The sequence below is a fragment of the Euzebyella marina genome (assembly GCF_003687485.1).
Lineage (GTDB): Bacteria > Bacteroidota > Bacteroidia > Flavobacteriales > Flavobacteriaceae > Euzebyella > Euzebyella marina.
Genome location: NZ_CP032050.1, coordinates 1,625,120 through 1,650,517 on the forward strand (window position 1 = coordinate 1,625,120; position 25,398 = coordinate 1,650,517).

The following is a 25,398-nucleotide window of genomic DNA, read 5'->3' on the forward strand; positions in this document are numbered from 1 at the left end:
TTCAAATAAAAAAAGCTCTGATTAATCAGAGCTTTTTTTATACTTATCGGTAAAATGTTATTTCACCATTTCATAACTTCTCTTAATAAACTCGGTAAGTTCTTCACCTTTTAAAAGACCTTTTGAAAGTTTGGCCAAATCGATGGATTGATTGATTAGGCGTTCTTTCTTTTTGGCAGTCTTCGTATTCAATATTTCGCCTACCAATTCATGGTTGGTATTGACGATAATATTATACATGTCAGGCATATTGCCCATACCGAACATACCACCGCCACCGGTCTGCTGCATTTCTTTCATTCTTCTCATGAATTCAGGTTCGGTAATGATGAACGGAGAGGCAGTACTATCCATGGCTTCAAGCTGAACCGTATAGCTCTTATCATCGATAACTTCTTCAAGGCTTACCTTCAATTTTTCTTTCTCCTCATCGGACAATTTTGATATTTGGGTTTCTTCCTTTTTAATCAGATTATCGATATGGTCGGCATCTACTCGGGCAAATGAGATTTTTTCTTTCGAAGTCTCCAGTTTTTGCATTAGGTGACCGATAATAGGCGAGTCTAACAATAAAACTTCATAATTTTTGGCCTTTGCAGCTTGAATATAGCTGTGTTGCGATTGTTTGTCAGAAGCGTATAGAATAACCAATTTGTCATCTTTGTCCGTCTGATTGGCTTTGATTTTTTCTTGAAGTTCTTCAAAAGTATAGTAAGCGCCATCAACGGTTGGGTAAAGAGCAAATTTATCAGCTTTCTCAAAGAATTTTTCTTCGGACAGCATTCCGTATTCGATAACGATTTTAATATCGTTCCATTTTTTCTCAAAGTCTTCACGATTGTTTTTGAACAAAGAGTTCAATTTATCCGCTACTTTTCGGGTTATGTAAGAAGAAATCTTCTTGACCGCTCCATCCGCCTGTAAATAAGAACGTGAAACGTTCAACGGAATATCCGGAGAGTCGATAACACCACGTAACATGGTCAAAAACTCAGGAACGATGCCTTCTACATTATCGGTAACGAAAACTTGGTTTTGATAAAGTTGAATTTTATCTTTTTGTATGTTCAGGTCGTTAGTCAACTTCGGGAAGTAGAGAATACCGGTAAGGTTGAAAGGATAATCAACATTTAAATGTATGTGAAATAAGGGCTCTTCAAACTGCATTGGGTAGAGCTCTCGGTAGAATTCTTTATAATCCTTGTCTTCTAAATCGGTAGGTTGCTTCGTCCATGCCGGGTTAGGGTTGTTCACAAAATTATCGACCTCTTGTGTAGGTGCAGGATCATCTTCCTTCGCATCTTCGGGCTTAGGAAGTGTTTCCGTTCTAGTTCCGAACTTAATCGGAATAGGCATGAATTTGTTGTACTTTCTTAAAAGCTCGCTTATGCGGTTCTCTTCTAAGAACTCGGTAGAATCTTCTGCAATGTGAAGAATGATTTCTGTTCCACGTTCTTCTTTTTCGGCAGGCTCAAGATTGAATTCAGGTGAACCATCGCATGACCAGTGAACGGCTTGGGTGTCTTCTTTAAAGCTTTTTGTAATGATTTCCACCTTATGGGCGACCATAAAGGCAGAATAGAAGCCAAGTCCGAAATGTCCTATGATACCTGCATCTTTCGCACCATCTTCATATTTGTTGAGAAATTCTTCCGCTCCGGAAAAAGCAACTTCATTGATATATTTTTCGACCTCTTCTTGGGTCATACCTATACCTTGGTCGGTAATATGTATTTTCTTCCCTTCTTTATCGATTTTGACTTCGATAATAGGGGTGCCATACTCCACTTTTGCCTCACCAATTGCGGTCAGATGCTTAAGTTTTAAGGTTGCATCCGTAGCATTGGAAATGAGCTCTCTTAAAAATATTTCATGATCGCTGTACAAGAACTTTTTGATCAGCGGAAATATGTTATCAACCGAAACATTGATTTTACCTGTTGCCATAATACATTATTTTGACTCTGTGATTCTTTATAAATTAAAACTTGAATACCTTACAAGGTTGCAAGCATTTTGTTGCGTGTCACGATAATTTCAAAAAAAATACCAGAGTAATATAGAATGACAAACTGACACTATTCCGTTGAGCATTTATGACAAGAATAAATTAACATTTAAATTTGTTTAATAAATTTTATTATTTATTAAACAAAATGTATATTTGAGAGTGGATAGGAAAGATTGCTATGAAAAAGACCTTTACTATTGCCACATTCTGATTTTATTGGTTAGGTTGTTTGAGAACGTGCCCTCAAAAAGGGCACGTTTTTGATTGTAGCATTTCAAAAATTAAATTTCAACCTCTTAGCCTCAACCGACAGATAATTGTATTAAGCACATGCGGCTTATATTAAATCACTACCTTAGAATATGTCTAATTTTCTCTCTATAAAAAGATTCTTCTATTTTTGACATCTTAATTTTAGGCTTCCCTTCGATTAGATGGCTATTGAAGTTGAATAAACAACAAGAAGCTTAACTCAAAAACTTATACTATGTACAATTCAAAGATTATTGGGCTTGGGCACTACGTACCCGATAATGTAGTGAGTAACCATGATTTGTCAAAGGTAATGGATACCAGTGACGAGTGGATCCAAGAGCGTACCGGTATCAAAGAAAGAAGACACGTTATACCTGATCAAGATACTACCACGAGTATGGGGGTCAAGGCTGCTAGAATAGCCATTGAAAGGGCAGGTATTGAGAAAGATGACATCGATTTTATAGTCTTTGCTACCCTGAGTCCCGATTATTACTTTCCTGGTCCCGGGGTTTTGGTTCAGCGAGATTTGGGCATAAAAACAGTGGGAGCACTTGATGTTCGTAACCAATGTTCAGGTTTTATATATGCCATTTCTGTGGCCGATCAGTATATTAAAAGTGGCATGTACAAAAATGTATTGGTGATTGGATCAGAATTACATTCTAGAGGTTTGGACATGACCACCAGAGGGCGCTCGGTTTCGGTGATTTTTGGCGATGGGGCCGGTGCTGCAGTATTGACCCGTGAAGATAATAACTCAAAAGGAATTTTATCTACCCATCTTCATTCAGAAGGTCAACATGCCGAAGAGCTTTCTTTGATAGCCCCTGGCATGGGCAAAAGGTGGGTAACCGATATTATTGAGGAGAATAATCCCGACGATGAATCTTACTTCCCATATATGAACGGGCAATTTGTTTTTAAAAACGCAGTGGTTCGTTTTAGTGAGGTTATCATTGAAGGGTTAAAAGCCAATAATCTCGAAGCAGATAATATTGATTTATTGGTGCCCCATCAGGCAAATTTGAGAATTTCCCAATTTATTCAAAACAAATTTGGTCTATCTGACGACCAAGTGTTCAATAATATCATGAAATACGGCAATACTACTGCCGCTTCGATACCCATAGCTTTGACCGAAGCATGGGAGAGCAACAAAGTTAAAGACGGTGATTTAGTGGTTTTGGCCGCTTTTGGTAGTGGCTTTACTTGGGGCAGTGCCATTATTCGCTGGTAATCATAAAACAAAACCCCGATAAAAATCGGGGTTTCTGTCGTTGACTCCACTATACTAAACACTAACCATTAACTATAAATTATAGCTTTGTCAACGACCAATATTTTATTAAGATAAGCTGCTGCACGTTGAGAATAGACGGTTGGAAATTACAAACGTTACAGACTTCATAAATTTTAACATCCCTGCCAAACAAATGAAAAAAACACTTGTACTTGGAGCCTCACTCAAACAAAATCGTTATAGTAATCTGGCGGTAAATCGTCTTTTAGACCATAACGTTGATACCGTAGCATTTGGTTTAAAAGAGGGGGATATCAGACAAGTACAAATAAAGACCAATTTTGATGATTTTCAAAACATTCACACTATTACTTTGTATATAGGTGCAAAGCGTCAGCCTGAATATATCGACAAAATCTTACAATTAAATCCGAAACGCGTGATTTTTAATCCTGGTACTGAAAACCCAGAACTTTACCGTTTATTGGAATCGAAAGGCATTGAAGTAGAGGTAGCCTGTACCCTTGTTCTTTTGGCTACCAATCAGTACTGACGAAAATTGAAGGAATGTTCGATAAGAATTTTCCTAAAGAAATTTAACACTTGAATTATTAGAATTCTAGGTGTTTTTGGGCTCCACTTTTCTATCCCTAATTAACCACAACCCTAAAAAGGTCAACAAACCATTTATAGGTAGAAGTTCGTATCCTATTTGATATCCTCCCAAGATTTTGGGGGGCATTGAAGCTATGAGATAAATAATCAAAACTACGACCAGGGCAACAATCCAAACATACCTATCTTTTAATTGGTGTTTTGTGAAGATACCAAAGGTAAATAGCCCCAGAAGCGGCCCATAGGTGTAGGTGGCGACTTGTAAAAGGCCGTCGATTACGTTGGTATCTAAAATATGTTTGAAGGCTATGACCACCAAAACCAGCAAGAAACTCATGCCGACGTGGGTCGATTTTCTTATTTTTTTCTGGCGTTCTTCAGGTTTCTTTTCAATGCCTAAAAAATCGACACAGAATGAGGTGGTCAATGAGGTTAAAGCACTGTCGGCACTACTGTACGCCGCGGCTATGAGACCGAGCATGAAAGTTATGGCGACAACAATGCCCAGATCACTTTTAAGTGCAATTTGTGGAAACAATAGGTCAGATTTGGCTTCTCCGTTCATTAAAGGGGTGCTAATACCGAATCGGTCGGCATAGATAAACAATAGAGCGCCCAGAAGAAGAAAAACAAAGTTTACGACTACCAAAACAACGCTTAGGGAAACAACATTTTTTTGCGCATCTTTTAATGATTTACACGTCAGGTTTTTTTGCATCATATCTTGATCAAGACCGGTCATGCAAATGGTAATGAACATACCACCTAGAAATGATTTGATAAAATGATTCTTTCCGAAGAAGTCGTCAAAAAAAATCATTTTATTGTATTCCTTAAGTTCTTCTGATGCCAAAAATTCTGAGATGTTCCAATCCAATTGTTGATTGATGAAATAAATGGATAACCCTACTGACAAGAGCATAAAAGTAGTCTGAAGAGTATCCGTCCAGACAATGGTCTTGATCCCACCTCTAAAAGTGTAAATCCAAATTAAAAGAATAGAAAGAATTACGGTAAGTTCGAAACGAACGCCTAGGTCGTCAAATACAAATTGTTGAAGAACAATGGCAACTAAAAACAAGCGAAAAGAGGCCCCTAATACCCTTGAAACAAAGAAAGATATAGCCCCGACCTTGTAACTAGTCTTGCCAAAACGACGTTCTAAATATTCATAGATCGAAGTAACGTTGAGTTCATAATATATGGGTAGCAAAACGTAGGCTATGACCAGGTAGCCGGCCAAATAACCGAATACTACCTGCATATAACTAAATTCAGAACTCGCTACCCACCCGGGTACCGAAATAAAGGTAACCCCGGAAAGCGAAGCCCCGACCATACCAAAGGCAACTAGATACCAGGGCGATGACTTACCTGCCTTGAAAAAATCAATATTTGAGTCATTCTTTCCTGTAAAGTATGAGATGGAAAGGAGCAAAAGAAAGTAAATTCCAATTAGTAGTAGAATATGAATGGCGGTCATGAAGGAAAAATTTCAGCCAAATTACGAAAACTTAAGGTGCAAAATTATCAGTTACAGTGGCATATAGATAATTGAAGAGGTATATTTTTAAGAATATCAACATTTTAAGCTCACCTTACATTTTATCGGTAATTCATATCATTTTAACGATTATTTAACGGTTGTCCCACAATTCAGATTGAACATATACCTTACTTTCACCTGTTAAAATCTGTTAACTAAACTTAAAGAAACTTAAATTATGATGGGAACATTATCAAAAGGCCTTCTATTTATCGGAGCACTATTGTGTTTTGGTATTGGACAGGCTCAAACAGTGAATGGAAACGTTTCGGACGATACCGGTCCGTTAGCGGGCGCAAACGTTGTAGTGAAAGGAACTACCAACGGAACACAAACCGATTTTGATGGAAACTACTCAATTGATGTAGATGGCGGCGCTACATTGGTGTTCAGTTATATCGGATATGAATCGGCTGAGATTCAAGTAAACAATCGATCCGAAATCGATGTAGTACTACAACAGGATGCGGCCGAACTAGAAGAAGTAGTATTGATTGGTTACGGTAGCCAAAGAAAATCTGATTTAACAGGTGCCGTGGGGCAAGTAGATTCTGAAGAGCTACAAGAAAGACCTGTACAATCATTAAACCAGTCATTAGCTGGTAGAATAGCGGGGGTGCAGGTCAACACCAACTCAGGTCGCCCTGGGGGTAAGACCAATGTAAGAATTAGGGGTTTTAGCTCTATAAACTCTTCCAATAACCCGCTATATGTTGTTGATGGGGTTCAATTGCCTCAAGGAAACCTAGATCAATATAGCTCTGCCATTGACTTCTTGAACCCGAATGATGTGGTGTCAATAGAAGTTTTAAAAGATGCGTCCTCAACCGCCATCTATGGTGCCAGAGGTGCCAACGGTGTTATTCTTGTAACTACCAAAAGGGGTAGGGCCGGTCAAGGTCAAATCACCTATAATGTTGAATACAACGTTAAGGAGTTCGGGCCCAATAAAGCCGAAGTGCTTAATGCTGAAGAGTACATGATGATAGAGCAATTGTCATGGGAGAATTCTGCCAAGTTCGACCCTGAAGGTTGGGCCGCCGGTAACTATGCACAATATGAGCCACGCCTAAAAAGGGCCGATCCATTAATGGCTTCTTTATTCGATAGTAATGGCAACCCCTTATACGACACAGATTGGTCAAAAGAGGTGCAACAACATCGACTTTCTCAAAACCACCAATTAGGTTTTTCAGGTGGTAATGAAAGAACCACTTATGCTCTTTCATTGGGTATTAACGATGAACAGGGGCTTCTGAAAAATACGTATTTAAAGCGCTATTCAGGAAGATTTTCAATCGACGATCAGATTAAAGATTGGGTAAAAATAGGTGGTACACTTAGCTATAACTATCAAACAGAAAATCTGGCAGATACCAATGATGAAGTACCAAGAAGAATGGTGGAAGATTTTCCTTTTCTTCCGGTAAGGTATCCAGCCGGTCACCCAAGGGAAGGAATTTTTGCTGATAACAGAGACTACCCTTTCGCGGAAGGAACCTTTAGTTCTGTGCACAGACTCGATGGGCAACAATATATTTTGAATACACAAACAGCCTCTGGTAGTGCGTATTCCAACATAACTTTTACAGATGAGTTGGAAATGAGAACTGTACTTGGGGCTAACGTGATTACTCAAGAGAACCCAGAATTTCGTGATGCTACTCTGGCCGGAAACAGCCAAGCTTATGCCTCTTCAAGTAGCAATAAAGAAATTTTTTGGTCGGTTGAGAACTATCTTACCTATAACAAGCAGTTTAATGAGAATAACTCTTTAACGGCTCTCTTGGGATTGTCATGGCAACAGAGCAATTCTTTCTTCTTTAGTTCGGAGGCCAATAATTTTCCAACCGATTATTTTGAGTACAACAATTTAGGAGCTGGTTCAAATAATATAAGAGTAGGCTCAAATTCTCAAAGAGAAGCGTTGAACTCATATTTTGGAAGATTGAATTACAACCTATATGGCAAATATTTGTTTACGCTAACGGGAAGAGCCGATGGGTCTTCTAAGTTTGGAGACAATAATAAGTTTTCATTCTTTCCTTCCGCGGCATTGGCATGGAGAATTTCTGACGAGAATTTCTTGAAGGACAGTGAGACCATTTCCAATCTGAAATTGAGAACAAGTTACGGTTTGACCGGTAACTCAGAGATTGACCCTTATACATCATTATCGTTGCTTGGTTCAAATTATCAAACTATTTGGGGAGGCAATCTAGTAGGGGGTACCGGCCTTAACCGATTAGAAAACCCCGACCTGAAATGGGAAAAGACTGCTCAATATGATGTTGGTTTAGAAATTGGCCTTTTTAATAATCGTATTAGCCTTGAAACCGATGTGTACTATAGAAAAACAACTGATATGTTGTTAGATGCACCGGTGCCGCATACAACAGGTTATACAACTATTAAGAGAAATATTGGTTCCATGGAAAATAAGGGTCTTGAAATTTCCCTTAATACGGTCAACGTAGCACTGGAAGATTTTAATTGGACGACCAATTTCAATATCACAATGAACCGTAATAAGGTGTTATCACTGGCTACTCCTTCCGATATTTTTGGAGTTGGTGGTCCTGGAATTACCAATCCCACAAACGTTATCCGTATCGGTGAACCTGTTGGAGCATTTTGGGGGTTGACCAGATTGGGCGTTTGGGGAACCGACGAAGCCGAAGAAGCCGCAAGCTTCGTAAGCTATAGAAACGGACTTACCCTATTGCCTGGTGATATCAAGTATAAAGACTTTAACGGTGATAAGATTATTAATGATGAAGACAGAACAATCATAGGAAATGGCTACCCGACAGCATCAGGAAGTTTCATCAATAATTTTACTTATAAAGGAATTGATCTTACCATCGATCTTCAATATTCTTGGGGTAACGATGTGATGGACATGAACCTTCACTCAAGTGAAGACAGACAGGCATTGGCCAATAGTTATAGAACTGTGCTTAATGCATGGACGCCCGATAACCAGAACACCATGATTGCCCAAGTTCGTGATACAAGAGCGGGGTATGTAACCAATGTTGATTCGCATTGGATCAAAGATGGCTCTTTTTTAAGAGGTAGAAACCTTATTCTAGGCTACTCGTTCCAACCACAATTACTTGATAAATTACACTTGAACAAATTAAGAATATATGGTTCTACCCAGAATTTCTTTTTGTGGGTAGATGACGAATTGATAGGTGATCCTGAAATTACCCCAATTAGAGGTAATGCCGGAAGCAACGTTTTTTCTCAAGGAATGAAATGGCACGAATACCCAAGGTCTACGACTTTTGTTTTAGGTCTTCAAGTGGGTATATAAAAAGTAACTAAAAAAGAAAAAGTATCATGAAATTAAATATTAGATATACAATTAGTAAAGTGCTAGGGCTAGCCTTGGTACTTGGGGTGTTTGGCTGCTCCGATTTTTTAGACGAGCAAGACCCCTCGAATTTGCAGCCTGAAAGTTTTTATACAACTGCCACCCATGCTGAGTCGGCGATAGCAGCGGTTTATGCAGATGCTCGATTTGTTGGTGATGGTGCTGGTATATTCTCTTCTAACTGGCAATTTTTGTTGGCTCCGACAGGAACGACCACTACAGAAACAGCACAAAATTCTGATTTGAACAACCTTTATTCTCTATCGTTCGATGATAACACGTTACACATTAGAAACTGGTGGAGAGGTGTTTATAAGGTGATAGCAAATGCCAATTTAGTGTTGGAAAATGTGCCGGGAATCGATATGGATGAAGGACAAAAGAATCAAATTTTGGGCGAGGCCAAGTTTTTGCGTGCATGGGCCTATTTTTATGCTGTTCGTCTTTGGGGCGATGTTCCTTTGATTACGACTCCCCAGAGCGCTACTTCTGAAGATTTCTTTCCTTCAAGGGCACCACAGTCAGAGGTTTATTCACTGATTGTGAACGATTTATTGGAAGCTGAGAATGCTGGCCTTCCTTGGACGGATGAATCGGGTAGGGTTTCACAATCTGCAGTTAAAACCCTTTTGGCGAAGGTTTATTTAACGATGGCGGGTTTTCCTCTGAACGAAACGGCCAGATACGCTGATGCTGCTTCAAAGGCTAAAGAAATAATCGATAATCCAGGTCCACTTCGTTTATTCGACACTTATGGTGAAGTTCATGACGAAACACTCAATAATATGGGCGAACATATTTTTAGCCTTCAGTATAACAACTTGATAGGTGATAACCCAATGGGCAATATGTTTCCTAATTTTCAACCCGTGACATACAGAGGGCCATCAGGTACGGGTAGTACCATTCCACAAATAGATTTTTACAATTCTTTTGATGACGGTGATCTAAGAAAGCAAAATCGTGACGGTTGGTTCTATACGAGTTATTATACTAATGGTAGTGGTGAGCTTTTTGAGCTTGGCAAACCCTATATCTTCAAACATTTTAATGTTATAGCCAATGGTACCGAAGGTGTTGAGGGTACGGCAAAAGATAATTTAAATGTGCCGATATTCAGGTACGCAGAGGTTCTGTTAATTTATGCTGAAGCTGCCAATGAAGTAGGTGGGCCTACCCAAGACGCTCTAGATGCTTTAACGGCTATTAGAGATCGCGCTCAGTTGACTACTGGTGACTTAGGTAGCTTCAACCAGCAAACTTTCCGCGAGGCGGTATGGACAGAGCGTTGGCATGAACTATGCTTCGAAATGAAGCTTTGGTTCGACATGGTGAGATTGAGAAAGGTGTATAACAGCACGAACGGTCAATTCGATGATTTTATAGGTCATGTCAATTTGAATTCAGATCAGGCGCTTCAAGAAAAGCACTATTTGTTTCCACTTCCCGAGCAGGAAATTATCAATAGCCCGAACCTTACGCAAAATCAAGGTTATTAAGAATTAAAGAATTTTAATTTCAAATAGGCGGGTCCTTTACCCGCCTATTTTATTTTATGCCCCCTAATTGAAAGGCAACAAAAGTGCTACCTGAATAACTCTTTTAAAATTGTAATTTTGTTCAGTAATATTTAAATATGGATTTTTCTTCCAAATTACTTGAAAATGCTGTTTACGAAATGTCGCAATTACCAGGTATCGGCAAACGAACCGCCTTACGTTTGGTATTGCACCTTTTAAAGAGGCCTAATGAACAGACCAGCAAATTGACCAATGCACTTCAAGTTTTAAGAAATGATATTAAATTTTGTAGTAACTGCCACAACATTTCCGATACGGCTACTTGCGAAATTTGTGCTAGTCCGCGAAGAGACAAATCATTGGTATGCGTTGTTGAAGATATTAGAGATGTAATGGCCATTGAGAACACCAGCCAGTACAACGGGCTTTACCATGTTTTAGGTGGAAAAATTTCACCTATGGAAGGTGTGGGTCCTCAAGATTTAAATATTAATTCATTGGTGAAGAAAGTGAAGTTGGGTGAGGTTAAAGAACTTATTTTTGCTCTGAGTTCTACGATGGAAGGTGATACAACGAATTTTTATATCTATAAGCAACTAGAGGGTTTACAAGTTAGAACCTCTACCATAGCTAGGGGAATTGCAGTGGGAGATGAGTTGGAATACGCTGATGAGGTGACCTTAGGACGAAGTATTGTTAATAGAATACCTTTCGAGAACTCGTTAAAGGCTAACTAAAGAATAGGATAAGTATAATTTTCGGTTCTATTTTTTGGTATTTTTGCAGCGAAAATGGATTATCGAAGTTTAAAATAAGAATATGTCAAAGTTTGAACTGAAATTGCCTCGAATGGGTGAGAGTGTTGCCGAAGCGACCTTAACGGCATGGCTTAAGGATGTCGGGGACACTATTGAACTGGATGAGCCAATTTTTGAGATAGCTACTGATAAGGTAGATTCAGAAGTGCCCAGTGAAGTAGAGGGTAAGCTTGTGGAAAAACTATTCGAGGTTGATGATGTTGTCAAAGTAGGTCAAACAGTGGCGATTATTGAAACGGAAGGTGAGGTCGAAGAGAATCAGGTGCCTGCCTCACATGATGTTGAAAAAGAGAACCAAGAAGCGGTATTGGCCGTTTCTGAGAGCGTCGAAACCGCTAGAAAAACGGTGGCTTCAACAGCAACTCAAAAGACTTCTTTCGATAGTTCTGAAAGATTTTACTCTCCTTTGGTTCGAAATATTGCGAAGCAAGAAGGTATAACTATTGAGCAGTTAGATTCCATTGCAGGTACTGGTAAAGAAGGTAGGGTTACCAAGAATGATATTTTGGCCTACGTAGAAAATGGGCAACAGAGCTCAAATGGTAGTGCTGTCGAGAGTCAGCCTCAACGCGAGCAGCCATCCGTATCTGTTGAAAAAGTGGTAGACAAACCCCAAGAGGTAAAAGTGCCTGAAGAAGCTCAAGCTAGTAATGTTAATGGTGAGGTAATTGAAATGACCCGAATGGGTAAGCTGATCGCCAAGCACATGTCAGAAAGTGTTGCGACCTCTGCGCACGTGCAAAGTTTTATAGAGGTCGATGTTACTAATGTCGTTAATTGGAGGAATTCGGTTAAAGATGCTTTTGAAAAAAGAGAGGGTGAAAAATTGACTTTTACTCCCATCTTTATGGAGGCGGTTGCCAAAGCTTTGAAGAAATATCCGATGATGAATATTTCGGTAGATGGCGACAAGGTAATCAAGAAAAAGAATATTAATATCGGTATGGCCGCTGCTCTACCGGATGGTAACTTGATTGTGCCGGTTATAAAGAATGCTGACCAATTGAATATGGTAGGCATGGCCCGGGTGGTCAATGATTTGGCTCATAGGGCAAGGGAGAATAAGTTGAAACCCGATGAGGTGCAAGATGGTACCTATACCGTAACGAACGTAGGAACCTTCGGTAGCGTTTTCGGAACGCCCATAATCAACCAACCACAAGTAGGTATTTTGGCATTGGGCGCTATTCGCAAAATGCCATCGGTAATTGAAACAGCTGATGGAGATTTTATTGGTATTCGCAGTAAAATGTATCTTTCTCATAGCTATGATCATAGGGTGGTCAATGGTGCTTTGGGTAGTATGTTCGTCAAAGCGGTTGCTGACTATCTTGAAGCCTGGGATGTTGATAGGGAAGTGTGAAAAACGCTATATAAGCTTGTTATTTTGTCAATTTGCAAAATTATTACTTAAATAATTTCATTTTGTAGATCGATTAAGGGTTTTTGTTAGAAATCTTCGATTAACTTATTGCTAACAAAATCTTTGTCATTTTGGTGTTAAATTTGTCGCTTACCGACCAAAAATGCCAAAAAGACCAAACTCCATTTTCGAGGTTTTCCTCGAAAGACTGTTCTATTTTGTTCTCATTTTAAGCGCTACTATTGCTGCTTCACAAGAAACTGAGGATGAGAAAAAAGCGCCTATGCGCTTGTATATCAACTGCAATTGCGATAAAAACTTTCTAAGGCAAGAAATCAAGTATGTCGGTCACGTTCGTGATCAGGCACAGGCCAATATAACCCTTTTTATTTTCGACATTGCCAATGGTAGTGGCGGGAGAACCTTTAATTTAGAATTTAAAGGTCTAGGCGATTATGAGGCTATTGCGAGTAAGCTGACTTATGATACTTCTACCAATATGACCTCTGATGAGATTAGAAAGGGGATGCTTAAAAAAGTACAGTCCGGGTTATTGCCCTATGTTCTCGCATCTGGTTTGGCCGAAGATGTTACCTATACCGTCAATCAAAGTGGTATGGCCGAGGTGCAAGAAATTGACTTTACCGACCCTTGGAATAACTGGATATTCGAAGTTTTCGGTTCGGCAGATCTCGGAAAAGAATCTAGTAGAAAAGATTTCAAGTACCGATTGGGTTTTCAAAGTGACCATGTAACCGATAATTGGAGAATTCGAACCGATGTGGGCCTATTTCAATCGAACAGCGAATATGAGACTGATGGGGTTCTTTATACTAGTGAGCGGTTTCGTTACAATGCCGATGGTAGTATTGTGAGAAGTATTTCCGACCATTGGTCAACAGGTATTTTTTCTGGCTTGCGCCATGATACCTTTACCAATCTCGATTTCAGGTATTATGTGCAACCGGCCATTGAGTATAATATTTATCCATATAAAGAAGTCTTAAGGCGAGAAATCGTCTTTGCCTACAAAATCGGGTATTTTCATAACGACTACATCGAAACTACAATTTTCAATAAATTGACCGAGGGCATCTATGACCATTCTTTAGATATGCAAGTACGCTATCGACAGCAGTGGGGCAATATATATGCGCACATTAGGGGCTCTTCTTTTCTTAGTGATTTTACCAAAAATAGGTTACAGCTCAATAGTAATGTCAACGTAAGATTGGTAAAGGGGTTGGCTGTTCGGTTTGCCAGTCGCTATGAAATAATTAGAGACCAGATCAATTTACCGGGGGGCGATGCTTCTATTGAAGATGTACTATTGCAGCAAAAGCAAATTGCTACCGACTATGAACTGGGTTTTAGTGTAGGCCTGAGTTATACCTTTGGTTCGGCGTTCAATAATGTAATCAATACCCGATTATAGTTTGAGATGGAGAGCGGTTTGGTTTTTCTAGTAAAGGGTAAAACATATCTTTGCAACAAATCTTAAAGCAGATGCAACTTAACTTAACAAGACCTATTTGTTTCTTTGATTTGGAAACTACTGGTACAAATGTGGCCAAAGATCGTATTGTAGAGATTTCCATATTAAAAGTATTTCCCAACGGCAACAAAGAGAGTAAAACTTGGTTGGTGAATCCTGAGGTTGAAATTCCTGATGAGGTGGTGGCCATTCACGGTATTTCAAATGAAAAAGTAGCTGGCGAACCTACTTTTAAAGAGCTTTCCAAAGAAGTCTATAAAATGATCAAAGATTGTGATTTGGGCGGTTTTAATTCAGATAGGTTCGATATTCCTCTTCTGGCCGAAGAAATGCTTCGGGCCGATGTCGATTTTGATATGAAGCGCATGGTTTCTATTGATGTGCAGACCATTTTTCATAAAATGGAAAAACGAACTTTAGGTGCCGCTTATAAGTTTTATTGTGAAAAAGAACTAACCGATGCCCACAGTGCCGAGGCAGATACCCACGCTACCTATGAGGTTCTTTTGGCTCAATTGGATAGATATTCAGAACTTGAGAACAATGTAAAGAAGTTGGCCGAGTTTTCAACACATCGCCAGTTTGCCGATTTCGCTGGCTTTTTGGGCTATGATGAAGATGGTGACGAAACATTCTCTTTCGGCAAGCACAAGGGTAAAAAGGTGCTCGAAGTTCTAGAGAAAGAACCTGGTTATTTTGGGTGGATTTTAAATGCCGATTTTCCGCTGTATACCAAAAAGGTACTTACACAGATTAAGTTAAGCCAGTTGAACAACAAATTGGGTTAGGTGCCAAAACAAAGGGCCTTTAATTTTTCAATCTTATAAACAATGAAGCTAATTTGTATTGGTCGTAACTATACCGAGCATATTGAAGAACTTCAAAACGAAAGGCCAGATGAGCCTGTTGTTTTTATAAAGCCTGATTCTGCCGTATTGCCTAATGAGCAAGATTTCTACATACCAGAGTTTTCGAACGATGTGCACCACGAAGTTGAGGTACTGATCAAAATAAAAAAGGTAGGCAAGCACATCGATGAAAAATTTTCGCATAAGTATTATGATGAAATCGGGTTGGGTATAGATTTTACGGCTAGGGATGTGCAGCAGAAATTAAAGGAAAAAGGCCTGCCGTGGGAAAAAGCGAAGGGTTTCGATGGGGCCGCCGTCATCGGTAAATGGATACACAAGTCAAATTTTGACAACCTCGACAACGTATCGTTTTCTTTGGTCAAAAATGGAGAGGAAGTTCAAAAAGGAAATACCAGTCTTATGCTATGGAAGATAGATGAAATTATAGCATACGTGTCTAAATTTTTCATGTTAAAAAAAGGAGATATCATTTTTACCGGAACACCTGCCGGTGTTGGAAGAGTAAAGGCAAATGACTATCTTTCGGGTATATTGGAAGGGCATGAACTCTTCCGAATAAATGTAAAATAATGATTTACAATCTTGATAAGATAAATGAGATGGCAGAAGGCGACGAAGCTTTTATCAATTCTGTAATCTCGGTTTTTTTAGAGGAAGTTCCACAAGATCTTGAAGATTTGGAAACGGCACTCGACCAACAAAACCATGAGAGGGTTTATAAATTGGCCCACAAAATCAAACCTAACGTAGATTTGTTGGGTATGGAGCAGACCAGGGCGGTAGCACTGCAGGTCGAGACCCTAGGCAAGAACAACGCGAGTATGGATGAGATAAGAAAGGTGTTTCCTATGCTCAAGAAAGACATACATCAAGTGGTTGCCGAACTTCATAAAGATTTTGACCTCTAATCCACTGTTTTTCAAAATTAGGTTTTAATGAATTCATTATTGGCAGAGATCATCACCATCGGTGATGAAATATTGATTGGCCAAATCGTTGACACCAATTCAGCTTTTATTTCAAAAGAGCTAAATAAAATAGGTGTTTCCGTTTATCAAATAACTTCGGTTCAAGATGACCGTGAGCATATTCTACAAGCTTTTGAAGATGCCAAAAAAAGAGTTTCGATAGTAATAGTTACCGGCGGCTTGGGTCCCACGAAAGATGATGTCACTAAATTAACCTTTTGCGAGTTTTTCAACGATACCCTGGTTGAGAATGCCGAAGTACTTGAAAATGTAGAAAATCTTTTCAAAAGGCACATTACCAATACGCCTATTTCTGATATCAACCGCAAACAGGCACTAGTGCCCTCAAAAGCGGAGGTGCTGCAAAATGTTTATGGTACCGCGCCAGGTATGTGGATGCGGCAAGATGGTGTGGTGTTCGTTTCGTTACCTGGGGTTCCTTTTGAAATGAAGAACCTAATGATTGATAAGGTGCTGCCAAAGATAGCGCTGGAGTTCGAACGCCCTTACATCATTCACCGCACCTTGGTAACTTACGGTTTGGGAGAAAGTGCTATTGCCGATCGTCTCGAATCTTGGGAGAACAGTTTGCCCCACTACATACGTTTGGCTTACCTACCAAGTCTAGGTAAAGTTCGACTAAGGTTGTCGGCGAAAGGGTCCGATAGAGAGATTTTGCAAAAATCGGTTGATTCCGAGGTTCAAAAATTGAACGGTCTTATTAAAGACATCCTTTATGGGGTAGAAGATGACGAGTCTTTAGAACATGTAGTTTCTAAAATGCTTGCTGAGCGAGGAATGACCTTATCTACCGCGGAGAGCTGTACAGGTGGGCGAATTGCAGAGCAATTGACCGCTGTACCAGGGGCGTCGGCTTATTTCAAGGGTACTGTGGTCAGTTACGCCACCGAGGTGAAGATTGAAGTGCTGAAGGTGAAGCAGGAAACAATCAATGAATATTCGGTAGTTAGTGCCGAAGTAGCAAAACAAATGGCAGAAAATGTAAAGCATTTGATGAAGTCACATTTCGCCATTGCCACTACGGGTAATGCCGGACCAACGAAAGGAGATTCTGATGCGGATATAGGCACTGTCTTTATCGCCATAGCTACTCCCAGCGATATAATTGTCGAAAAATTCAATATGGGCAACCATCGGGAAAGAATCGTTCAAAAGACCGTACATAAGGCATTTGAGCTGCTACAGAAAGAAATTTTAAAAATCTGAAATATTCTTTTGTGTGTCCCGTAAAAATGATATAAATTTGCACCCTGTTTAAAGAAAAATCAGCGCAATGTCAAAAGTTTGTGAAATTACGGGTAAGAGGGCGATGTCTGGAAACAATGTTTCTTTCTCTATCAATAAGACCAAAAGAAGGTTCAACGTTAACCTTTCAAAGAAACGTTTTTACATTCCTGAAGAAGACCGTTGGGTAACCCTAAAGGTTTCTGCGAAGGCATTGAAAATCATCAATAAAAAAGGCGTTTCTGCTGTATTGAAAGACGCCAAAGCCCAAGGATTGGTAAAATAAGCTAGATAAAGATGGCAAAGAAAGGTAATAGAATTCAGGTTATTTTGGAATGCACCGAGCATAAAGATTCTGGTATGCCAGGAACTTCAAGGTACATCACTACCAAAAACAAGAAGAACACTCCAGAAAGAATGGAGATTAAGAAATTCAACCCCATTCTTAAGAGAATGACGGTTCATAAAGAAATCAAATAAGAACGTTTCTGCAATTTGAGTAGAACGCTATAAAAGTTATTAGCCATGGCAAAGAAGACGGTAGCAAGTTTACAGACAAGTTCAAAAAGATTGACCAAGGCCATTAAAATGGTCAAGTCACCAAAAACTGGTGCTTACACATTCGTAGAGTCTGTTATGGCTCCTGAACTTGTTAATGAGTGGTTAGATAAAAAATAATCCGCTCGTATAAAAGCATTAAAGCCTCTTTCGAAAGAAGGAGGTTTTTTTTTGCCCTAAACGAACGTTTGTTTCAAAGGTAAACCCTTTGTGAACTTGACTCTTACTTTCTTATATTTACAGCCATCAATTTTGTTATCATGAGTTTATTCAAGAATATTTTCTCATCTAAGAAGAAAGAGACCCTAGATAAAGGGTTGGAGAAAAGTAAAACAACATTCTTTTCTAAATTGAGTAAGGCCGTTGCCGGTAAATCAAAGGTAGATGATGATGTATTGGATGATTTGGAAGAGGTGTTGGTCACTTCTGATGTTGGGGTCAATACGACTTTAAAGATTATTGATAGAATTGAGGCCCGTGTATCCAAAGATAAATACTTGGGTACCGAAGAGCTTAATACCATATTAAGGGAAGAGATTGCAGGTCTTTTATCTGAGACACATGTGGGTGAAGACGTTGAGTTTACCACTCCCTCAGGAAAGAAACCCTATGTGATTATGGTGGTAGGGGTCAACGGGGTCGGTAAAACGACAACAATCGGTAAACTGGCACACCAATACAAAAAGAAGGGCCTTAAAGTGGTTTTGGGTGCTGCGGATACTTTTCGGGCGGCTGCAATTGACCAGCTTCAGGTTTGGGCTGATAGGGTAGAGGTGCCCATTGTAAAGCAAAAAATGGGTAGTGATCCTGCTTCCGTGGCTTTTGATACTTTAAGTTCGGCGGTAAAGCAAGATGCCGATGTGGTAATCATCGATACGGCCGGGAGGCTGCATAATAAGGTGAACTTGATGAACGAATTGACCAAGGTCAAAAGGGTTATGCAAAAAGTGGTTGAAGATACGCCACATGATGTGCTATTGGTTTTAGATGGCTCAACTGGTCAGAACGCTTTTGAACAGGCTAAGCAGTTCACCAAAGCCACTGAAGTTACCTCATTGGCGGTAACCAAACTTGACGGAACCGCAAAAGGGGGCGTAGTCATCGGTATTTCTGATCAATTTCAAATTCCTGTCAAATACATAGGGGTGGGTGAAGGCATTGAAGACCTGCAGGTTTTCAATAAATACGAGTTTGTCGATTCTTTCTTTGGGTAATCAGTTGCCCATTAGGGCATTGATTTTTTCCCACAATTGTTCGTCAAAACTAGAAGGGCCCAAGTTGCTTTCGCTAGCATCATCGCCAAGTCTTACTATGACCAGCTTTTGGCTGGGTACTACATATAATTTTTGATCGTTGGCACCTAGACCAGCTATCAGATCGGCCGGTGCGTTCTCCATCAATGGGGTAGGATACGAAACTTCAGACCGGGGCATTCTAACAGATTCTTTTCCGTTTAACCACCAGAGGTAACCATATGATGGGTTCAATTCTTGAGAGGTGTTCGTCATATCAAAAAAGTAGTCTTTGTCGCTGATAATCGGGGTGTTCTCCCAAGTGCCTTCATTTAGGGCTAAAAGCCCGTAACGGGCCATGCTTCTTGCATTACTGAAGAAAAGATTGTTATAGCCAACTTTCACCCACTGACCGCTCATGCCGATCAAATCTCCGATCTTTGTTTTGAAATAGTCTTTAAAATCCATTTCGGTGGCACTGCTTAGCACTTGGTCGAGAAGGGTATAAGGGGCATTGTGATAGTACCAGAAAGCGCCCGCATCGTTCAAGTAGTCGAGACATTCGGGGTCATAGCAAAATATATCGTCGGTATAATCAAGTCCGCTTGTCATCGTTAATTGGTTCCAGATGGTAATCTGTTGTTCTTGTTCCAAAGGCATTGACGTCCATCCCTCTCCCAAATAATCGGTTGTAGGATCATTCAAATTTAAAAAACCTTCTTCTTGGGCAATACCGACCATCATTGAAGTAAGTGTTTTACCGGCAGAGTTCCAGGTATGTTTTGAATCTATTGTAAATCCCCCAAAATACCATTCCGCTATTATTTTCCCATTTTTTAAAATGATAAAGGCATCTGTTCCCTTTTCATCTAAAAAGGTAATCATTGGCTGCACTTGAGATTCATCCCAATTTTGCTCTTCGAAAGTGGTTTCTTCCCAAATATCTGAATCGGTCGGAGGAAAATACAGAGCTTCCTCTTCAGGTTCCGGATTTTCCTCTGGTTCCGGATTTTCAACCGTATCTTGCTCAATTTCCTTTTCACTCGGCTGTGGATCATCGCTACTGCACGAGATGGCCACAGAAATACAAAACAAGCTTAAAACGAGATTGGAAAATTTCATGTCACTGGAATTTAAACAATTAGATTTCAAAACTTTATATAGGTTTAACGCTAAAAAGCAATAAATCGTCTTAAATATGTCTCGTTACTATTGTCTTGTTGTATTTTTGCATCCCAATTAAAACAAATGCGTACAAAATCCCTTAAAAAGAATCGTATCAACGTGGTAACCTTGGGTTGCTCTAAGAACCTTTACGACTCAGAGGTCTTAATGGGTCAATTGAAGGCCAATGACAAAGAAGTCGTGCATGAGGAAGATGGCAATGTGGTCGTTATCAATACTTGCGGTTTTATTGCCAATGCCAAAGAGGAAAGTGTCAATACGATTCTTGAGTACGTACAGAAGAAAGAGGCGGGCGAGGTCGACAAAGTGTTCGTTACCGGTTGCTTGAGCGAACGTTATAAGCCAGACCTACAAAAAGAGATACCGCATGTCGATGAGTATTTCGGCACTAGTGAATTACCTAATCTTTTAAAGGCTTTAGGGGCCGATTACAAGCATGAATTGATAGGGGAGCGGTTGACGACAACACCGAAGAACTATGCTTACCTTAAAATTGCCGAGGGTTGCGATCGACCTTGTTCTTTTTGTGCCATACCTCTAATGCGTGGTAAGCATAAGAGTAAACCCATCGAAGAATTAGTGACAGAAGCCCAGAAGTTGGCGGCTAAAGGTGTTCAAGAGCTTATTCTCATAGCTCAAGATTTAACTTATTACGGACTCGACCTTTATAAGAAAAGAAATTTGGCCGAATTGTTGGAGCAATTGGTAAAAGTAGAAGGTATTGAATGGATTCGTCTTCATTATGCTTTTCCAACGGGCTTTCCAATGGATGTTTTGGATGTCATGAACCGCGAACCGAAGGTTTGTAATTATTTAGATATTCCCCTACAGCATATTTCCGATGCGATTCTCAAAAGTATGAGAAGGGGCACTACCCAAGAGAAAACGACCAAATTGTTGAAAGAGTTTAGGGCAGCCGTTCCGAACATGACAATTAGAACTACTTTGATTGTAGGCTACCCTGGGGAAACCGAAGAGGATTTTGAAATCTTGAAAGAATGGGTCAAAGAAATGCGTTTTGAACGTTTAGGTTGTTTCACATACAGTCACGAAGAGAATACGCATGCCTATTCACTTGAGGATGATGTGCCGGAAGAAATAAAACAACAGCGTGCCAACGAGATTATGGAGATTCAATCTCAAATTTCTTGGGAGCTAAACCAAGAGAAAATAGGTCAGACCTTTCGATGTATGATTGACCGTAAAGAGGGTAATTATTTCATTGGTAGAACCGAATTTGATTCACCTGATGTTGATAACGAGGTGCTTATAGATGCCACCAAACATTATCTAAAACAAGGTGAGTTCGCAGAAATACGTATTTTCGAAGCGGCCGATTTCGACCTTTACGGTGAACCCGTTTAAGCCTATATCTTCAAAATAGAGTTGGGGTAAGACTGGTCATTATCATCCCGACCATTTTCACTTTAAAATTATTCACTACTTTAGGGGAGACCAACTCAATGTAGAAAGTTCTCAACCTTGCTGCATTGGAACTACTACATTTTAATGACCGATCTTCAAATCGAAAAGGTTGAACTTTTCAAGGTTCCGCCTAGATGGCTATTTCTAAAGATTACCACCAAAGGTGGACTTGTCGGATGGGGCGAACCCGTTGTTGAAGGGAAGGCCTCTACCGTACAGGCATGTGTGCATGAACTTTCAAAATTTATTATAGGGCGTTCTGCGAACGACATAGAGGATATTTGGCAGACTTTATATGCCGGAGGATTTTATCGTGGCGGACCTATTCTGATGAGTGCCCTTTCAGGAATAGACCAAGCACTTTGGGATATTAAAGGAAAACATTTGAACGTTCCCGTCTATGAGTTGTTAGGAGGGGCCGTTCGACAACGCATGAAAATGTACTGTTGGATTGGTGGTGATGACCCGCAGGTGGTTCTCGAACAAGCTAGACAGAAAGTAAATGATGGTTATCAGGCCGTGAAGATGAATGCCACCGGGGCTTTTGGTTGGATCGATTCGCTGGCTAAGGTCAAAATCGTGTCGGAGAATATCAGGTTGCTACGCGAAGAATTTGGTGATACGCTTGATATTGGGCTTGATTTTCATGGCAGAATTCATAAAGGTATGGTCAAACGCCTTATCGATGAATTGGCTCCCTATTATCCTATGTTCATAGAAGAGCCTGTGCTGAGTGAGAACAATGAGGCGCTTGATCAAATTTATCCGTATACCTCCATTCCTATAGCGACGGGCGAACGCATGTTTTCTCGTTGGCATTTCAAAGAATTATTGCATCGGGGTACTGTCGATATTATTCAGCCAGACTTGAGCCATGCTGGCGGAATTTCCGAAGTGAGAAGAATCGCTGCCATGGCCGAAGCATACGATGTGGCTTTGGCTCCACACTGCCCCTTAGGTCCGATAGCCTTGGCGTCTTGCCTTCATGTTGATTTTAATTCAATCAACGCATTTATTCAAGAAAGTAGTCTGGGTATACATTATAACAAAGGCTTTGATTTGCTTGATTATATGAACAATCCCGAAGTTTTTGAGCTTAAAGATGGGTATGTAAACCTTTTGAAGGGCCCAGGTCTAGGGGTTGAAATGAATGAAGACAAATTAAAGGAGGCCCAAAAAATAGGCCATGACTGGTCAAACCCAATATGGCGTAACTACGACGGTAGTTTTGCCGAGTGGTAGGTAAGTGAACAAAAATGCTTCATTATTTAATAACCAAAATTAGAATATGATTTATGTTATCGCCCTTTTGCTGGCACTTGCGTTCATAGTACTTGGAATTGTTAGATGGAAGATTCATCCGTTTTTTGTTCTCTTGCTTTCTGCCATTGCTTATGGTTTTATTACCGGCATGGGGGTTGAGCAGATTGTTTCGGCGGTTAATGATGGCTTCGGAAGTATTATGGGTAAAATAGGGTTGATCATATTCTTTGGGGTGGCCATCGGTACTATTTTAGAAAAGTCAGGTGGGGCAATGGTCATTGCCAGTAGAATGATCAAGCTTATTGGTGAAAAGTCGATTCATATGGCCATGATGCTCACCGGGTACTTGTTGTCGATACCCGTATTTGCTGATAGTGCTTTCATCATCATGAATTCATTGAACAAAGCGCTTTCCGATAAGGCCAAAGTTTCATATGCAGGCACAACTGCGGCCATGGCCCTTGGTCTTACGGCTACCCATGTAATGGTGCCGCCAACGCCAGGACCCATAGCGGCTGCCGGTATTTTAAATGCAGATTTGGGCAGTGTCATCTTATGGGGGCTTATCATCAGCTCGTTGTCTTTGATTACTTGTTATTTCTTCGCCGTTAAGATTGCCGCAAAGGTGAAAGTGCCCATAATTATGGCAACTTCCTCAGATGCACTTCATAAGCCAAAACTTAGGTTGTCTTTGCTTTGTATTGTCGTTCCTATAATACTAATAGTCTTAAAATCTATTTTTGATTATCCTGAACTGAATTTGACGGACAGTTCTGTTTATCCGGTCATTTCATTTGTTGGAAGTCCGGTAATAGCGCTCTTAATAGGTGTCATTCTTTCTTTGGCCTTGCCTGAAAAACTTGATGAAGAAGTCTATTCTGCAACGGGCTGGCTTGGTGAGGCAGTTCGTATTGCCGCACCTATCATTTTAATTACAGGTGCAGGTGGTATTTTTGGTGCCATGCTACAAAATTCGGGTATTGCCGATTTGATTACCCAAAGTTTTGATGGCATGTCTATCGGACTCTTTTTCCCCTTTTTGCTGGCTGCCTGTCTTAAAACGACCCAAGGTTCATCAACTGTGGCTTTGATAACTACGGCTTCTATTGTAGCACCTATGATGCCAGCGTTGGGCTTGGAAGAACCTTTTATGAAAACCATGACGGTACTGGCGATTGGCGCCGGATCAACGGTTGTTTCTCATGCTAATGACAGTTTCTTTTGGGTACTTACCCAATTGACGGGAATGGATGTAAAGCAGGGTAATCAAGTTCAAACAGTAGGTACTTTGGTTTTAGGTACTAGTGCCATTACCATTATCTTTTTGGTCTCGAAAATCATGATTTAAAACCGAAAATCAATTGGAAGATTGCTCCATCTAAATCGCACATCTTAAAGTTTAACTTATGAAAAAGCTCTTATTTTTTATATTTACCAGCTTCAATTTCGCAGGTCTTACAGCGCAGGAAATCAAAGAGGGCGCTCGAATTGAAATTTTAGATTCAATAGCTTTGGAGGTTATCAATCCGGATGCCGCGATTACAGTAATTGCCAAGGGTTTTCAATGGACGGAAGGTCCGCTCTACGTGGCCGATGGTGATTATCTTTTGTTTTCCGATATCCCTCAAAATACCGTCTTTAAACTGGATGCTTCTGGCAAGCTCACCGAATTTGTGAAACCTTCAGGTTATTTGGGCGATGGTACGTATGGTGATGAACCAGGCTCGAACGGCCTTTTGTTAAGCCCAGATGGCGAATTGGTATTGATGCAACATGGCGAAAGGCAAGTGGCTAAAATGGCTGCACCGTTAGAATCTCCCAAAGCAAGTTTTGTTCCTTTGGTTTCGAAATTTGAAGGTAAAAAGTTCAATAGCCCGAATGATGGTGTTTATGACCAACAAGGCAACTTATACTTTACCGATCCCCCATACGGATTGCCACAAAAGATGGAAGATCCCAACAAAGAACTGGATTATCAAGGACTGTTTTGTCTGAAAACTTCTGGGGAGACAGTTTTGGTGGATAAATTGTCAAGACCCAATGGAGTTGCGTTATCCGTTGATGAAGACAAGCTTTATGTGGCAGTTTCAAACCCGGAAAAAGCAGTTTGGTGGGTATACGATATTCTAGGTACGGGAAACCTTATCAATAAAAAGGTATTTTATGATGCAACCAATTTGGTCGGGAAAGAAGGTCAGCAAGGGTTGCCTGATGGTATGAAAATGCATAGCAAGGGCTTTTTATTTGCTACTGGCCCTGGTGGTATTTGGGTATTTGATTCAAATAAGCCCGTTGCCCGAATCTATACAGGCGAGAATACAGCCAACTGCGCTTTTGATGCGAAGGAGAAAAGGCTTTTCATGACAGCCGATGACTATGTTTTGCAGCTGAATCTTAAATAG

The 25,398-nt window shown here is 40.2% G+C and carries 22 protein-coding genes; 19 read left to right on the forward strand and 3 right to left on the reverse strand.

The annotated features are described in order from the left end of the window. Nucleotides 1-57: 57 nt before the first annotated feature. Nucleotides 58-1,947, reverse strand: coding sequence for a molecular chaperone HtpG (gene htpG / locus D1013_RS06655; protein ID WP_121848119.1), 1,890 nt, complete (start codon nucleotides 1,945-1,947; stop codon nucleotides 58-60). A 551-nt stretch (nucleotides 1,948-2,498) separates the two neighbouring features. Here htpG and D1013_RS06660 point away from each other — a divergent pair. Both D1013_RS06660 and D1013_RS06665 read left to right on the forward strand, forming a co-directional pair. Then, nucleotides 2,499-3,506: a 3-oxoacyl-ACP synthase III family protein gene (locus tag D1013_RS06660; RefSeq protein WP_121848120.1), complete on the forward strand. Its 1,008-nt coding sequence runs from the start codon at nucleotides 2,499-2,501 to the stop codon at nucleotides 3,504-3,506. Between the two features lie 196 nt (nucleotides 3,507-3,702). Then, on the forward strand, nucleotides 3,703-4,062 hold the full coding sequence (locus tag D1013_RS06665; protein WP_121848121.1) for a CoA-binding protein: 360 nt from the start codon (nucleotides 3,703-3,705) through the stop codon (nucleotides 4,060-4,062). A 66-nt stretch (nucleotides 4,063-4,128) separates the two neighbouring features. Here the strand turns inward: D1013_RS06665 and D1013_RS06670 are convergent, their stop codons facing one another. Continuing rightward, the gene (locus D1013_RS06670; RefSeq protein WP_121848122.1) at nucleotides 4,129-5,607 is read right to left on the reverse strand and encodes a sodium:solute symporter; all 1,479 of its coding nucleotides are present in this window, start codon (nucleotides 5,605-5,607) and stop codon (nucleotides 4,129-4,131) included. 241 nt (nucleotides 5,608-5,848) lie between these two features. On the opposite strand from D1013_RS06670, the gene D1013_RS06675 reads away from it, so the two are divergent. The 13 genes from D1013_RS06675 to ftsY all read left to right on the forward strand — a co-directional run bounded on the left by D1013_RS06675 (nucleotide 5,849) and on the right by ftsY (nucleotide 19,105). Continuing rightward, the gene (locus tag D1013_RS06675) at nucleotides 5,849-8,992 is read left to right on the forward strand and encodes a SusC/RagA family TonB-linked outer membrane protein (RefSeq protein ID WP_121848123.1); all 3,144 of its coding nucleotides are present in this window, start codon (nucleotides 5,849-5,851) and stop codon (nucleotides 8,990-8,992) included. 26 nt (nucleotides 8,993-9,018) lie between these two features. Next, nucleotides 9,019-10,551: a RagB/SusD family nutrient uptake outer membrane protein gene (locus D1013_RS06680; protein ID WP_192466557.1), complete on the forward strand. Its 1,533-nt coding sequence runs from the start codon at nucleotides 9,019-9,021 to the stop codon at nucleotides 10,549-10,551. A 137-nt stretch (nucleotides 10,552-10,688) separates the two neighbouring features. Beyond that, nucleotides 10,689-11,309, forward strand: coding sequence for a recombination mediator RecR (recR, locus tag D1013_RS06685; protein ID WP_121848124.1), 621 nt, complete (start codon nucleotides 10,689-10,691; stop codon nucleotides 11,307-11,309). Nucleotides 11,310-11,391: 82 nt separating this feature from the next. Continuing rightward, nucleotides 11,392-12,753: a dihydrolipoamide acetyltransferase family protein gene (locus D1013_RS06690; RefSeq protein WP_121848125.1), complete on the forward strand. Its 1,362-nt coding sequence runs from the start codon at nucleotides 11,392-11,394 to the stop codon at nucleotides 12,751-12,753. A gap of 163 nt (nucleotides 12,754-12,916) precedes the next feature. After that, nucleotides 12,917-14,188 carry a DUF481 domain-containing protein gene (locus D1013_RS06695; protein ID WP_121848126.1) on the forward strand — a complete coding sequence of 424 codons (1,272 nt, stop codon included), beginning with the start codon at nucleotides 12,917-12,919 and terminating at the stop codon, nucleotides 14,186-14,188. A 71-nt stretch (nucleotides 14,189-14,259) separates the two neighbouring features. Next, nucleotides 14,260-15,036 (forward strand): 3'-5' exonuclease, encoded by a 777-nt coding sequence (locus D1013_RS06700; RefSeq protein ID WP_121848127.1) that lies wholly within the window; start codon nucleotides 14,260-14,262, stop codon nucleotides 15,034-15,036. Nucleotides 15,037-15,078: 42 nt separating this feature from the next. Beyond that, complete coding sequence (locus D1013_RS06705; protein ID WP_121848128.1) at nucleotides 15,079-15,690, forward strand: fumarylacetoacetate hydrolase family protein; 612 nt, start codon at nucleotides 15,079-15,081, stop codon at nucleotides 15,688-15,690. Further along, nucleotides 15,690-16,028 (forward strand): Hpt domain-containing protein, encoded by a 339-nt coding sequence (locus D1013_RS06710; protein WP_121848129.1) that lies wholly within the window; start codon nucleotides 15,690-15,692, stop codon nucleotides 16,026-16,028. The genes D1013_RS06705 and D1013_RS06710 overlap by 1 nt, the downstream gene beginning before the upstream one ends. Nucleotides 16,029-16,055: 27 nt before the next feature. Then, entirely contained in the window at nucleotides 16,056-17,315 is a 1,260-nt protein-coding gene (locus D1013_RS06715) for a competence/damage-inducible protein A (protein WP_121848130.1), read from the forward strand. Nucleotides 17,316-17,382: 67 nt separating this feature from the next. Further along, on the forward strand, nucleotides 17,383-17,619 hold the full coding sequence (rpmB, locus tag D1013_RS06720; RefSeq protein ID WP_121848131.1) for a 50S ribosomal protein L28: 237 nt from the start codon (nucleotides 17,383-17,385) through the stop codon (nucleotides 17,617-17,619). Nucleotides 17,620-17,630: 11 nt separating this feature from the next. Then, nucleotides 17,631-17,813, forward strand: coding sequence for a 50S ribosomal protein L33 (gene rpmG / locus D1013_RS06725; protein WP_072995257.1), 183 nt, complete (start codon nucleotides 17,631-17,633; stop codon nucleotides 17,811-17,813). Nucleotides 17,814-17,858: 45 nt separating this feature from the next. After that, complete coding sequence (locus D1013_RS06730) at nucleotides 17,859-18,011, forward strand: DUF4295 domain-containing protein (RefSeq protein WP_121848132.1); 153 nt, start codon at nucleotides 17,859-17,861, stop codon at nucleotides 18,009-18,011. 140 nt (nucleotides 18,012-18,151) lie between these two features. Beyond that, complete coding sequence (gene ftsY, locus D1013_RS06735; protein WP_121848133.1) at nucleotides 18,152-19,105, forward strand: signal recognition particle-docking protein FtsY; 954 nt, start codon at nucleotides 18,152-18,154, stop codon at nucleotides 19,103-19,105. Here ftsY and D1013_RS06740 read toward each other — a convergent pair whose 3' ends face one another. Then, nucleotides 19,106-20,245: a serine hydrolase domain-containing protein gene (locus tag D1013_RS06740; protein ID WP_121848134.1), complete on the reverse strand. Its 1,140-nt coding sequence runs from the start codon at nucleotides 20,243-20,245 to the stop codon at nucleotides 19,106-19,108. It abuts the gene before it with no gap. 126 nt (nucleotides 20,246-20,371) lie between these two features. Here D1013_RS06740 and rimO point away from each other — a divergent pair, with 126 nt between their 5' ends. The 4 genes from rimO (at nucleotide 20,372) to D1013_RS06760 (ending at nucleotide 25,398) form a co-directional block, all read left to right on the forward strand. Further along, nucleotides 20,372-21,673, forward strand: coding sequence for a 30S ribosomal protein S12 methylthiotransferase RimO (gene rimO / locus D1013_RS06745; protein ID WP_121848135.1), 1,302 nt, complete (start codon nucleotides 20,372-20,374; stop codon nucleotides 21,671-21,673). Between the two features lie 144 nt (nucleotides 21,674-21,817). After that, nucleotides 21,818-22,975, forward strand: coding sequence for a galactonate dehydratase (gene dgoD, locus D1013_RS06750; protein ID WP_121848136.1), 1,158 nt, complete (start codon nucleotides 21,818-21,820; stop codon nucleotides 22,973-22,975). Between the two features lie 46 nt (nucleotides 22,976-23,021). Then, nucleotides 23,022-24,344, forward strand: a complete 1,323-nt coding sequence (locus tag D1013_RS06755) for a GntP family permease (protein WP_121848137.1) — start codon at nucleotides 23,022-23,024, stop codon at nucleotides 24,342-24,344. Nucleotides 24,345-24,402: 58 nt separating this feature from the next. Next, the gene (locus D1013_RS06760; protein WP_121848138.1) at nucleotides 24,403-25,398 is read left to right on the forward strand and encodes an SMP-30/gluconolactonase/LRE family protein; all 996 of its coding nucleotides are present in this window, start codon (nucleotides 24,403-24,405) and stop codon (nucleotides 25,396-25,398) included.

Bases quoted from the DNA above. Each gene is read 5' to 3' on its own strand.
- htpG (WP_121848119.1), bottom strand. From the start codon at position 1,947: ATGGCAACAGGTAAAATCAATGTTTCGGTTGATAACATATTTCCGCTG.
- D1013_RS06660 (WP_121848120.1), top strand. From the start codon at position 2,499: ATGTACAATTCAAAGATTATTGGGCTTGGGCACTACGTACCCGATAAT.
- D1013_RS06665 (WP_121848121.1), top strand. From the start codon at position 3,703: ATGAAAAAAACACTTGTACTTGGAGCCTCACTCAAACAAAATCGTTAT.
- D1013_RS06670 (WP_121848122.1), bottom strand. From the start codon at position 5,607: ATGACCGCCATTCATATTCTACTACTAATTGGAATTTACTTTCTTTTG.
- D1013_RS06675 (WP_121848123.1), top strand. From the start codon at position 5,849: ATGATGGGAACATTATCAAAAGGCCTTCTATTTATCGGAGCACTATTG.
- D1013_RS06680 (WP_192466557.1), top strand. From the start codon at position 9,019: ATGAAATTAAATATTAGATATACAATTAGTAAAGTGCTAGGGCTAGCC.
- recR (WP_121848124.1), top strand. From the start codon at position 10,689: ATGGATTTTTCTTCCAAATTACTTGAAAATGCTGTTTACGAAATGTCG.
- D1013_RS06690 (WP_121848125.1), top strand. From the start codon at position 11,392: ATGTCAAAGTTTGAACTGAAATTGCCTCGAATGGGTGAGAGTGTTGCC.
- D1013_RS06695 (WP_121848126.1), top strand. From the start codon at position 12,917: ATGCCAAAAAGACCAAACTCCATTTTCGAGGTTTTCCTCGAAAGACTG.
- D1013_RS06700 (WP_121848127.1), top strand. From the start codon at position 14,260: ATGCAACTTAACTTAACAAGACCTATTTGTTTCTTTGATTTGGAAACT.
- D1013_RS06705 (WP_121848128.1), top strand. From the start codon at position 15,079: ATGAAGCTAATTTGTATTGGTCGTAACTATACCGAGCATATTGAAGAA.
- D1013_RS06710 (WP_121848129.1), top strand. From the start codon at position 15,690: ATGATTTACAATCTTGATAAGATAAATGAGATGGCAGAAGGCGACGAA.
- D1013_RS06715 (WP_121848130.1), top strand. From the start codon at position 16,056: ATGAATTCATTATTGGCAGAGATCATCACCATCGGTGATGAAATATTG.
- rpmB (WP_121848131.1), top strand. From the start codon at position 17,383: ATGTCAAAAGTTTGTGAAATTACGGGTAAGAGGGCGATGTCTGGAAAC.
- rpmG (WP_072995257.1), top strand. From the start codon at position 17,631: ATGGCAAAGAAAGGTAATAGAATTCAGGTTATTTTGGAATGCACCGAG.
- D1013_RS06730 (WP_121848132.1), top strand. From the start codon at position 17,859: ATGGCAAAGAAGACGGTAGCAAGTTTACAGACAAGTTCAAAAAGATTG.
- ftsY (WP_121848133.1), top strand. From the start codon at position 18,152: ATGAGTTTATTCAAGAATATTTTCTCATCTAAGAAGAAAGAGACCCTA.
- D1013_RS06740 (WP_121848134.1), bottom strand. From the start codon at position 20,245: ATGAAATTTTCCAATCTCGTTTTAAGCTTGTTTTGTATTTCTGTGGCC.
- rimO (WP_121848135.1), top strand. From the start codon at position 20,372: ATGCGTACAAAATCCCTTAAAAAGAATCGTATCAACGTGGTAACCTTG.
- dgoD (WP_121848136.1), top strand. From the start codon at position 21,818: ATGACCGATCTTCAAATCGAAAAGGTTGAACTTTTCAAGGTTCCGCCT.
- D1013_RS06755 (WP_121848137.1), top strand. From the start codon at position 23,022: ATGATTTATGTTATCGCCCTTTTGCTGGCACTTGCGTTCATAGTACTT.
- D1013_RS06760 (WP_121848138.1), top strand. From the start codon at position 24,403: ATGAAAAAGCTCTTATTTTTTATATTTACCAGCTTCAATTTCGCAGGT.